The 12,667-nt window shown below is 34.1% G+C and carries 7 protein-coding genes; all 7 read left to right on the forward strand.

Annotation, left to right across the window (positions count from 1 at the left end):
- The first annotated feature begins 23 nt into the window (after window positions 1-23).
- Window positions 24-3,074, forward strand: coding sequence for a type I restriction endonuclease subunit R (locus B5P42_RS05885; protein WP_113733816.1), 3,051 nt, complete (start codon window positions 24-26; stop codon window positions 3,072-3,074).
- A 719-nt stretch (window positions 3,075-3,793) separates the two neighbouring features.
- A complete protein-coding gene (locus tag B5P42_RS05890; RefSeq protein ID WP_369008132.1) occupies window positions 3,794-5,059 on the forward strand; it encodes a TniQ family protein in 1,266 nt (421 codons plus the stop codon).
- A 213-nt stretch (window positions 5,060-5,272) separates the two neighbouring features.
- Window positions 5,273-7,726, forward strand: coding sequence for a TnsA endonuclease N-terminal domain-containing protein (locus tag B5P42_RS05895; RefSeq protein ID WP_258397424.1), 2,454 nt, complete (start codon window positions 5,273-5,275; stop codon window positions 7,724-7,726).
- A 7-nt stretch (window positions 7,727-7,733) separates the two neighbouring features.
- Window positions 7,734-8,879, forward strand: coding sequence for an AAA family ATPase (locus B5P42_RS05900; protein WP_113733819.1), 1,146 nt, complete (start codon window positions 7,734-7,736; stop codon window positions 8,877-8,879).
- Between the two features lie 4 nt (window positions 8,880-8,883).
- Window positions 8,884-9,789: a TniQ family protein gene (locus B5P42_RS05905; RefSeq protein WP_113733820.1), complete on the forward strand. Its 906-nt coding sequence runs from the start codon at window positions 8,884-8,886 to the stop codon at window positions 9,787-9,789.
- Window positions 9,790-10,545: 756 nt separating this feature from the next.
- A complete protein-coding gene (locus B5P42_RS05910; protein WP_113733821.1) occupies window positions 10,546-11,223 on the forward strand; it encodes a response regulator transcription factor in 678 nt (225 codons plus the stop codon).
- 430 nt (window positions 11,224-11,653) lie between these two features.
- Window positions 11,654-12,667, forward strand: a complete 1,014-nt coding sequence (locus B5P42_RS05915; protein ID WP_113733822.1) for a siderophore ABC transporter substrate-binding protein — start codon at window positions 11,654-11,656, stop codon at window positions 12,665-12,667.

Genomic DNA, 12,667 nt, shown 5'->3' on the forward strand with positions numbered 1-12,667 from the left:
TCGAAATGAGGTGTGGTGAGCTTATGGTTCGCTCTTTTGTGCCTGAATCAGAACTAGAAGATAGTTTAATTCAACAATTAATACGTGGTGAATCTCAATGGACGTATCGTGAGGATTTACATACGGAAGATGAGTTGTGGCAAAATTTTAAAAACAAGCTCGAAAACAATAATAAAGATGTACTAAACGAGGTCCCTTTGACGGAACAAGAATTCAGTCAAATTAAAGACCAGCTTCATTTCGTGAATTTTTACGAAGCGGCTAAATGGTTGGCTGGTGAGAACGGAATCGCTAAAGTTCAAGTACAGCGAGAAGATGCGGCACTTGGTACGATTCGTTTGAGAGTATTAAATCGTGCTGATGTAGCGGGAGGTATGTCCTCTTATGAAGTAATTAATCAATACCAGAGCAATAAACGAGCAAAATCAGATCAAGAACGTCGTTTTGATGTGACACTACTCATTAACGGGTTACCGATGATTCATATTGAGTTAAAAAATCGAAAGCACTCCTACATGGAAGGCTTTCGTCAAATTAAAAAGTATTTAAAAGAAGATAAATTTACAGGCATTTTCTCGACTGTACAGATGTTTGTCGTATCGAATGGTACAGATACACGTTATATTGCGACTGCTCGTGATGAAAAGTTGAATGAACAATTTTTAAGTAAATGGGTAGATTGTGAAAATCAACCGGTCAATAATTACTTAGATTTTGCTGAAAATGTTCTCTCGATTCCTCAGGCACACAAAATGGTGACGCAATATACGGTCATTGATAGTGCGAAAAAGGCTTTGATTTTGCTTCGTCCGTATCAAATTCATGCGATTGAAGCGGTGAAAGAAGCTTCAAGACGCCAAGAATCGGGCTATGTATGGCATACAACCGGTTCAGGTAAAACATTAACATCGTACAAAGTAGCACGTAATTTACTTCAAATTCCGTCCTTACAAAAAACAATCTTTATTGTGGATCGTGTCGATTTAGACCAACAAACAACGGGTTCATTCGAATCGTATGCAGAACATGATGTGATTGAAATTGATGAAACGGACAATGTGAATGATTTAATTAAGAAGTTACTGTCCAAAGACCGAAATGTTGTCGTGACAACGATTCAGAAGTTAAATCATGTTATGAAACGTTTTGATGGAAAAGACGATACAAAGAAACCTGATACTTTGCGCCAGTTGAAAATAGCATTTGTCGTAGATGAATGTCACCGAGCAGTATCACCTCAAAAACAACAAGAAATTAAAGAATTCTTTGTTCGTTCATTATGGTACGGCTTTACAGGTACGCCTATTTTCGCTGAAAATGCGAAACAGGCTGTAGGTAATCTCCCTCGCACAACAGAGGGACAATATGGGCAAAGATTACATGAATATACGGTCAAAGAAGCTATTTACGATAAAGCGGTGTTAGGGTTCCAAATCGAATATAAGAGTACCTTTTCAGAAGAAGAACTCGATGAAGCATTGGTTCAATTAGATAGTGAAATTGAATTAGACGACCTTACACTTGCAGATAAAGAAGCACGTCTACCGAAGCGTGTGTATGAAGATGAACGTCATATGCTAGAAGTCATTCAATCAATCGTTAACAAATCCCGCAACAAACTCGGCTTCCAAAACGGTGTCGGTAAGACGTATAATGCGATTCTAACAACTTCTTCGATTGCACAGGCACAACGCTATTACGACCTGTTTAAACGTGTAAAAGTAGGGGGAACAACCATTCAGATTAGTGAGAAAACAAAACGTACTTTACCAGACTTCCCGAAAGTGGCGATTACCTACTCGATTTCCGAAAATGAGGAATCTTCTATCGAAAATCAAGAGAAGATGAAAGAGGCCCTTCTTGATTACAATGAAGCCTTCGCTACAAGCTATACGTTGGAAACGATGCGTTCATACAACCGCAACGTCAATGACCGTTTAGCACGTAAAAAAGAGAAGTTCTTACCTAGATCGGAACAATTGGATATTATCATTGTTGTGGATCGTTTATTAACAGGTTTTGATGCGCCTTGTCTATCGACATTGTTCATTGACCGCCCTGCAATGAAGCCACATGATTTAATTCAAGCCTTTTCACGTACAAACCGTCTGTTCGATAAGTCGAAAAAATACGGTCAAATCGTAACATTCCAAACACCCATGATTTTTGAAGAAAAAGTGAAGCAAGCACTTGTCCTTTATTCAAATGGTGGCGAAAATAAAGTGGTTGCACCAACGTGGGAGGAAGCACACGAAGCGTTCTTAACAGCAATTGAGGAATTACGTGAGATAGCCCCAACACCTGAAGAAATAGATTTAGAGGGCTTAGAAACAGCGCAATTGAAGAAATTTGCGAAAGCCTATCAAGTTTTAGATAAAGCCTTTGCGAATATTCAAGTATATACCGAGTATAGTGATGTGCAGCTGGGTTCAGATTATCCAATCCAAATGGACGAAATTGAAGAGTACCATGGCAAATACGTCAATGCACTAGAGAAACTTCGTCGGGAAAAAGAAGATAAAGACGATGTGGACGTGAATATTGAGTATGAGTTGGAATCTGTGAAAACAGAAGAAATCAATTATGAATACATTTTGCTTCTCATCCAAGCCTTTTTACCGAATACGCGAGAAGACACCGAAAAGAAACCAACAGCAGAAAAAACAGTGGATGAAATCAATCAATATATCGGATGGTTGAAGAAAAGTAATCCCAATTTGGCTGGAATCATGGAAGAATTATGGACAAACATTCAAGCGAATCCAGAAGCCTACCGTGATCAGTATGTATCTTCTATATTAGAAGATATGATTCAGCGGACTATCGATGCGCTTCTTGACACGTTTGTTCAGAAATGGTGGGTGCAAAAAGAGGAACTTGCATTTATGGTTGCGAATTATAATCCAAACCTTGAAAAACAAAATGGTGAGGTTGAATTGAAACGTACAAGCAATTATGAAGCATACAGAGAATACGCGACTAATCCAGTAATTAAACTAAAATATTGGAAAATAGTCAAAAGCGCTTTTGAAGATATGATGATTCATGATGTCTTGCCATTACAAAAGAGCTAGATTAAAAGAGAGTGCAATTTATATTTTATAAGAATTAAAAATCGCTAAGTTGTTTTATTTGAAACAACTTAGCGATTAACTACTAGGCGATGATATATTAAAAGTCATTGTACACGAACTCACATAGTTAATTATAGTATTGTTCAGAGTTTGATATCTGGTGAAGTTGAAATAGCTATTTAGAATTGTGATTTTCAATCAATCTTGTTTATAAAAACTAACTCTACTCCAAAATCAAACCCATTCATTTTGATCAATCTTTTTTCAAAATGCGTGGGTTTCTTCGATTATAAAATTAACGTTTGTAACATGTTTTTGATCAAACGTTATTCCAACCCAACAAGAAAGATTCCACGTATTATTTCATTCCCAACTGCATAAAAATCACTGCTTGGATTATCTGTCATGGCTTCAATCTGTGCTTTGTGTTTATCATACATAACACAATGATAAATATCTCATGAAAATTAAAGATAATACATAGTGTTTATAATCCTCCTGCTAGTACATTGATTACATTTAATTATATCAATCATCTAGTTTTTAGAATAAGGATTCATAAATGTTTTATTTGAAAGAACCAGTAGTTTATATGTGAGCATATATGTCCATATTTGTAATAGGATATTTTGCAAAGCGCGGTGTTGAAATTGCATTATGCATATTCAAAACGAAGTCAACTATATGAGGTCAAAGCAATGGGAGTAGGGAGTCCTTATATGGAATGCTTAACAAGTTATTTAATTAGGTTATCAGAAGTACATAAAGTTTATCCGTCATCGTTACTTTCTTATATCGTTGCACCAATACTTGATAAAGAATTTTTTATCAACAGTGTTAAAAGAGGAGGGAATAGATTTTACGATGGTGCCCGAACAATTAATACTTTTGAAAAAAATGCTGCAGACATGGTAACTGTTTTAGAAGATCTAACAGGAGTAAAGCATTTAGATCAATTGACATTAATGGGCTTGAAGGACGTAATTCCATCACGGTATTTATTGAAGAATCATTTTTCTTGGTGTCCATCATGTTATGAAGAACAAATGAATAATGGAGAAATTCATTATAATCCATTATTGTGGCACCTGGAGGTAGTGAAGGTATGCCTTAAGCATAAACGTAGATTAGAAACACAATGTCCTTCTTGCAATAAAAATCTCCCTATTTTACACAGGAAAAGTCAAAACGGATACTGTGTATATTGCAATACATGGCTAGGTATAGAAAAAGGTAACAATCAAGATTCACATAATCTAGAGCTTAATTACAAAATCACTTTAATGGCGGAAAAATTTATAGAACACAAGGAAGAGATATCGGTTTCAGGAAATAGAAAACAAATCATTAGAAATTTAAATTATCTTGTTGAAACTTATGAACAGGGGAATCTACAAAGGTTTGCGAAGAACTTAAACCTAGCAAAAACGACTCTTTGGGATTGGTGTAAAGGAAAAGTTTTACCACCCCTTCCTAGGATTTTTGAAATATGTAGCTTATTTGATATTTCACCGGTTTATTTCTACACCCAAGATATCAGTACAAATAAAAATAAAACTCTAATTACCTTGAATACAGAGCTTGCTTCACGGAATCAAGGTACAAGAGAAATCAGATTTGATCACACTAGAGCATTGGCTATGCTTGAGAAGTATGCCAGCAATTCAGAACGAATTATATCTATGACTGAATTAGCTAAGTTGATAGGCTACCCCAAAAGAACACTTTATGAACATTTTCCAGACCTATGCAAGATTATTTCTGCAAAGAATAAAGAATTTATTAAAAGACGAACAAAACAGGCTTATGAAGATAATTGCTTAATAATTGATAACTGTGTTGAAGTTCTAGGAAAGCACGGTGTGTATCCGAGTAGAAGAAAGATAGAAGAAATTGCCCATAAGCCAGGGTTACTTAAAGATAAGAAGTTAAGAGAGTATTTAAATGTATTGATGCAAAATGAATTTTCTAATGACAGGAGGTAAGTCATGTTCAGTGAACAGGAGTTTCAAAGCTGGTGTATTTTATTAGATTTTACCAAAGAGACAGTTAGTACAATTCAAAAAATCCGGACATCACCGCCTGCTCGTAGTGTTAGAAGTTCGAAGAAAAACGTATCGGGGAAATACCCAAGTAAAAAAATGGGGATGTCTATTCAATATGAGAGTTATACGGTTGAACTAGTTGCTATGTACGTAATGGAATATGATGATGATGTACTTGAGTATTATGATCAGCCTATTAATTTAAAGTTAGATTATTCCCGGGAAAATGGTAAGAGAATCGCCTTTTATTATACCCCAGATTTTCTAGTGTTAAGAAAAGATGGTGTACAGATTGAGGAATGGAAAACAGAAGAACAACTAATTAAGCTTTCAGAAAAAGATCCGGTAAGGTACTTAAAAGATAAGGGGGGGAACTGGAGGTGTCCGCCTGCAGAAATCGCAGCCAGTCAATTAGGTTTGGACTTTGTTGTTCGATCATCGGCTGAAATAGATATAAATGTGTACAGAAATCTTATATTTCTAGAGGCGTATCTCAAGAATGGAGATTATACAGTATCAGAAGAAAAGAAAAAAGAAATCCTTAATATTCTTTCCTCGAATTTAGGGATGAAATTATCCGAACTACTCACTTCTTTAAAAACAACAAATGCTGATGATGTATATACATTGATTGTGAAGAATGAAATATATGTGGACCTGGTGAAATATATAATTGCCAATTCTAATGATGTACCAATTTTTTTGAGTGAACAGCATAGCAAGGCATTTGAAAGTATTAATTCAACAAAAACCGAAAATATTCATCCAATAACAGCTGTAACCATAGATGTTAATGCGACAGTTATGTGGGACGGAATTGTTTGGAGGATTGTAAATGTAGGTTTTCAATCCATCTCGCTTTATTCGGATGAAAATGGATTATTAGAACTACCTAAAATACATTTTATAGAGTTGCTGAATAACGGTAGGATAGATCACAAAAATGAAAAAGAAGAGGGTAGAAAATATGCGCCCTTTATAGAAAATATATTAGAAATGGGACCAGAAGAGTTGGCAAAGGCTAATAGAAAAATAAATGTAGTTAAGCGAAAATTAAATAATGAAAAAATACCTAGTAGTGAAGTTTCTGAAAGAACTTTGAGACAGTGGGTAAAAGACTACAAAGAGGCGCAACAGATATATGGAAATGGATATATAGGTTTATTAACTAAAAATCAAAGCAAGGGTAATCGAGAGAAAAAGCTTCCAGCTGAAACAATATCTCTAATAGAAGAAGTAATTGAAAGGGAATATGAGAATCTTAAACAGAAGAATAAAACGATCGTATACGGACAGCTAGTCATTCTATGTGAAAGTAAAAATATTCCTGTTCCAAGCTTTAAAACATTTTGTAAAGCTATTAAGCATAGAAATCGGTATGAACAAGTCAAGAAAAGACAAGGAGAACGGTCTGCTTATAAGCATGAGCCGTTTTATTGGAACTTAGAAAGAAGCGTTCCAAAACATGGGGATAGGCCTTTTGAGATTACACATATAGATCATACACAGTTAGATATTCAGGTTGTATGTTCTAGGACAGGGAAAGTATTAGGAAAACCATGGTTAACATTATTAGTGGATGCTTACTCTAGAATGGTCCTTTCCCATTATATTACCTTCGAGTCACCTAGTTATAGATCAGTGATGGTAGCATTGAGAGAATGTGTGCGTAAATATCATCGACTTCCGCAATCTATTGTAGTGGACGGAGGAAAAGAATTTCACAGCATTTATTTCGAGACATTTACAGCTATGTACGAAATTAACAAAAAAGTAAGACCACCAGCAAAAGCTAGATTTGGAAGTGTAATTGAAAGGTTGTTTGGCACCTCGAATTCTAATTTTCTTCATAATCTAAGGGGAAATACTCAAATTATGAAGAATGTTCGACAAGTTACCAAGGCTGTAAATCCTGTAAATCACGCGATATGGACTTTGGAAAATTTAGAGGATGTGTTTGATAAATGGCTAGTGGAGGTATACAGCAATAATGTACATCCATCATTGGAAGGGCTTACGCCTAATGAAGCACTTAATGAAGGCATATATAGAACAGGAGAGCGGAAACTTGATTTCATCTCGTATGATGAAAACTTTATCGTTACTACTTTGCCGTCTACAAGGAATGGGGTGGCTAAAGTGAATTTACGTACAGGTATTAAAGTGAATTATATAAATTATTGGAGCCCTGCTTTGAATAATTCTATACTTGAGGCGAAAAGTGTACCTGTGAGATATGATCCATTTAATATCGGAATTGCTTACGCGTATGTAAATAAAAAATGGATAACGTGTACCTCTGAATATTATCATGAATTAAAAGGGAAAACGGAACGAGAGTTAAAATTAGCTATGGAGGAAATTAAGAAAAGAAAACAAAATCATGTCAAAGGATATAGCATCACAGCTAAGAAAATTGCTGAATTTGTTAATAATATTGAGGAAAAAGAGAAATTAATGGCAGAGAATATGAAGAGGCAATTGTCTTCTAAAGGGGATCAGAACGAATTTGAAGAACAATATCCTTCTTCTATTTCATCAAAAGCTAAAGATTTATTGGAAAATATGGAATTTCAAGAGTTTGATATCTATAAGAAGGGAGGCTGAGATTAAGATGAATAAATATAAAGAGAATGAGAATAGACCTTCATTTGTTGAACAAGATAAGAAGTTAAAGCAATTTGAAAGTCTTGTGGTAGAACATACTATAATTAAACAAGTCAAAGAACAACTCATATCTTGTATCCTTAATCCGGCAGGAACCTTTATCTTTTTAGTTCTTGGACCAAGTGGGGTAGGAAAAACAACTTTAGCCCACGTGTTAGAAGAATATTTCATTGAACAAATGAAGGAAGAATTAGTAAGGGATCGAGGGAGAATCCCTATAGTAAGAACTGAAGTTGTAGGATTTGATTCTGGAAAATTTACTTGGAAAGATTATTATTATCGAACTTTAGAGGCATTACAGGAACCACTTATAAATCATAAGGTTATTATAGAAGACCAAAAGGATAAGGTGCCAAATTCTACAATTAACTATCATAGTAAATCTACCTGGTATGCGTTAAGAAGCTCCCTTGAGAACGCATTTAAGTTTCGAAGACCTGTAGCTTGTATATTGGATGAAGCGCAACATTTGCTAAAAGTATCGGGCTCTAAAAGTTTACAAAATCAACTAGATACTATTAAGTCTTTAGCAAATCAAACAAAAGTACCTCACATATTAGTTGGTACATATGAATTAAAAGAATTTTTTAATTTAAGTGCTCAGCTTAGTCGTAGGACAATTAGTATACACTTCCCAAGATATAAAGCCAGTAATGTAGATGAATACCGTACATTTTTATCAGTGATTCGTATGTTGCAAAAAAACATGCCTCTAGAAGAAGAACCTAATTTATTACAGCATGCAGATTTTATTTATGAGCGTACATTGGGGTGTGTAGGTATATTAAAAGATTGGTTAACTCGTTGTCTCGGAGATGCTCTTCATAATCAAAAAAGCACCATTACAAAAGAAATGCTACATAAATATGCTATGCCAATTCAGGCTTTAGAAATGTTGTATGGGGAAATTGAACAAGGTGAAGCTTTATTTGATGAAGATGAACAACATAGGATGAATTTCTTATATAAAATAGGATTAAAAGAGAGAGAGGAAAAGCAAGCGGAAAAAACAGTTGCGACTAGAGGGCGTAAGGTAGGAATACGTAATCCAAAAAGAGATCCCGTAGGTAAACAAGATTATATGGAAGGCTGAAAATATGGATATATCTAAAAAGCCAACAGTTAGTTATTTCTATCCTATAAAACCTATAAATATTGGTACTCCAATGGTTGAATGCTTAAATAGTTATCTTAAAAGACTTGCTGATGCGCATAATGTTAAATTAAGAACCCTTGTTTCTCATATTATTTTTTTGCATCCAGAGAAGCGTAACTTACTTTCTAAAGAACCTCAACAGGGAAGTTTTATCAATCAGACTTCTTATTATAGTATGGCAAAAAGTACATCGATAATTGCTGAATCCTTAGAACTGTTAACGTTACAAAAAGGTTTTAAGTACATGACGATGCTAACTTGGAAGGAAGTTGTATATTCTCAGAATTTATATAAATTTCATAAGAAGTGGTGTCCCCACTGTCTTGATGAATGGAAGAAGGTTGATGAAGAAATATATGAACCATTTATTTGGTATTTTGATTGTGCCACTGTATGTTTGAAGCATAAAAGAAAATTAGAAGCTTTGTGTCCTAATCCAAAATGTAGGAGAGAACAAGTAGCTATTAGACAGTCTCGGGGTCATTGTTATGCATGTGGTAATTGGTTAGGACAAAGAGAATATGATTTTTCGGAAAAGCAATATGAGATAACTCAAAGAGATGAATGGATTAATAAAAGTATAGGAGAATTGTTACAAGTAGCTCCATACATTGTTCCTCCGACAATAGAAGAGATCTCTTTAATGCTTGAACAGTATGTAACAGTTCTTTTTCAAAGTGACCATCGCCAGTTTTGTAAAGCGGCAGAAATACATCCTATGACTCTAAAAGCAATTATGCTTAGAAAGCAAAGGATATCACTACAAGCACTTTTATCATTAAGCCTGTATACTAAAATTCCATTGTTAAAGTTACTGAACTTGTCGTATAAAAGTTCTAATGAATAAAATAGTAAGATTAAATACCTCATACTGATAATAGGTATTTTTATTTGTCTTGTTATAAAATTCACGGCAAGCTTATGGGTTAATAATTAATCCACGGCAAAGTTATGCTTCCTTTTTCCTCGAATAATCAACTAAATCTCCTCAATAACATGTGATTTCCGGCAAAGTTATGCTTCCTTTAGCGGCAACTTTATGGGTAAAGTTACATTGTATGATATGAACCATAACTTTGCCAGATTGGCGGGGTTATGGTTCTTTTTGTTTGCGGCAAAGTTATTGTTCTCAAAACAGAATGTATCTAATTCTTCGGTTCTTTCAATTCCATTCTCAATACACCTTGTGTGTGTTATCCCCTAACGATCACAATTTTATCTAAAATAAACAACAACAAAATCACTTCTACACAAGTATTTATAAGTAGAAAAATAGAAAGAATACAGTTTTTTTGTTTTGTGGTTTTATAAAATACTTAAGTTTCAGGGGATGGGGCGGTACCCTTGAAACAGAAACTGGGGGAATAGTTATTGATAATAAGCAGCTAGATAATATAGTTGCTCTTAATGATTAAATAATATGTATTTAAATCTTCATATATTTTGTGTTTTTATCCATATCTATTGTAAGATTATATAGAGTTCTCCTAATAAGCTGTTATAACGGCTTTTTTTAGGGATTTAATATTTATAAATCTTAAATTATTTTTTTGGGATAATTTTTTATCTAACTAAGTTATATTGAAGTAGAGGTGAACCATCGGTGAAGCAGGTGTTAGTAATTAAGAATGAACGGTCTTTTGCAAAGAAAATCGTAAGCGGTCTAACGCAAGAAGGCTATTTCATTTTAAAACTTCACAATGAAAACCAAGGTTTAAATATAATATATGAACAAAATTGGGATATTATCATATTGGATTGGGATTCATTAAGTATATCGGGACCAGAAATTTGCAGACAAATACGACTTGTTAAAACGACACCGATAATTATTGTGACCGACAATATTTCTAGCAAGGATTGCATAGCAGGGCTACAAGCAGGAGCAGATGATTATATAAGAAAACCATTTGTGAAAGAAGAATTAGTAGCGAGGGTTCAAGCTATTTTAAGGAGAAGTGACTGTATCCAGCAAAATGAGACAAACTTTTTTCAGTTTAAAGATCTCTTTGTTGATGCATCTAGCAATATTGTGAAAAAAGGTGGTAAAAATCTCATGCTTACTAAGCGCGAGTACGATTTACTTGTATTTTTAATCAAGAATAAAAATACAATATTGAGCCGTGAAATGCTTTTGAACCAGGTTTGGGGATATAACGTAGTAGTCAATCCCAATGTAGTGGATTTATATATTGGGTATGTAAGAAAAAAGTTAAAGTGCGAGAAGAGAGATAGATATATTCAAACGATACATGGCAGGGGCTATTCAATGATTGAATGATAAAATAAGATAATAGGTAAAGTACAGTTTTTTCTATTAAACCTGATAATCAAATAGTTTCTGTGAAATATTAAAAGACGGAAACTATAAAAAGAAGATTGCTACCAGGCAATGGATTATGAAAAATTAGCTATTCATGGGCATTTTTTTTGCAGTAGAAATCATGGTTTATAAGGTGCCCAATCTATTGATTAGTACGTGTGGGGGATGATTCTGGTGCGCATTAGATGAGACTGTATCTAATGTATGTTTAATTTTATTAACTCACACCATTCACAAGATTTTCACATAATTAATGACTATACTTATTAACAGGATGTTCAAATGAAAATGATTATCAATAGCAATTTAGATGCATAAAAGTTACTATCTAATTTAATCTATGGACGTTATCATTTTCAAACTAAATTACATTATAAGGAGTATACGTATGAAAAAAACTATGCTTTTAAAATTAGTAAGTATTCTAGCAATTTTCACTTTAATGTTAGTAGCTTGCTCAGATTCAAGTAAGGAAACTTCGAAAGCTAATAAAGGTGATAGTAGTGATAAGCCAAAAACGGTTGAAATCACTGATGCACATGGAACTGTTAAAGTCCCTGTAAATCCAAAAAATGTAGTTGCTTTAGATAATAGAACTTTTGAAACTTTAGCTGATTGGGGAATTAAATTAGCGGCTGCTCCAAAGGATGTAATGCCTGCAGATTCAGCATATGTAAAGGATAGTAAAGTTCAAAATATTGGAAATCACCGCGAACCAAATCTTGAAATTATTGCAGCGGCAAACCCTGAACTTGTAATCGTTGGTCAAAGATTTGCTGGCCATTACGAAGAAATCAAAAAATTAGTGCCAAATGCAGCTGTTATCGATCTTAATGTTGATGTTTCTGAGAAAGCTACTAAGCCTGGAGAAAACTTAGTAAAAGGACTTAAAGATTCTACAATTTCTTTAGGAAAAATCTTTGATAAAGATAAAGAAGCTAAAAAATTAGTAGCTGATTTTGATAAATCTATTGAAAATGTAAAATCTTCTTATAATGGAAAAGATAAAGTTATGAGTGTTATCGTTACTGGTGGGAATATTGGTTTTGCTGCTCCTCACTCTGGTCGCGTTTGGGGACCAATGTATGAGATTTTCGGTTGGACTCCAGCACTAGAAGTGTCTAATTCTACTGCAGGTCATAAAGGTGATGACGTTTCTGTTGAAGCTATTGCACAAACAAATCCTGATTGGCTTTTCGTATTAGATCGTGATGCTGCAACATCTGATGCTGCTACTTCAGCTCCTGCTCAAGATGTTATTTCTAAATCACCTGCTCTTCAAAACACAACTGCTGTTTCTAAAAAACAAGTTATTTATGCACCAGCAGATACTTACACAAATGAATCAATTGAGACTTATATAGAGTTATTTGGAAATATCGCAAAAACTTTAGCTAAGTAG

It is taken from the genome of Bacillus sp. SRB_331 (assembly GCF_003264175.1).
Lineage (GTDB): Bacteria > Bacillota > Bacilli > Bacillales > Bacillaceae_G > Bacillus_A > Bacillus_A mycoides.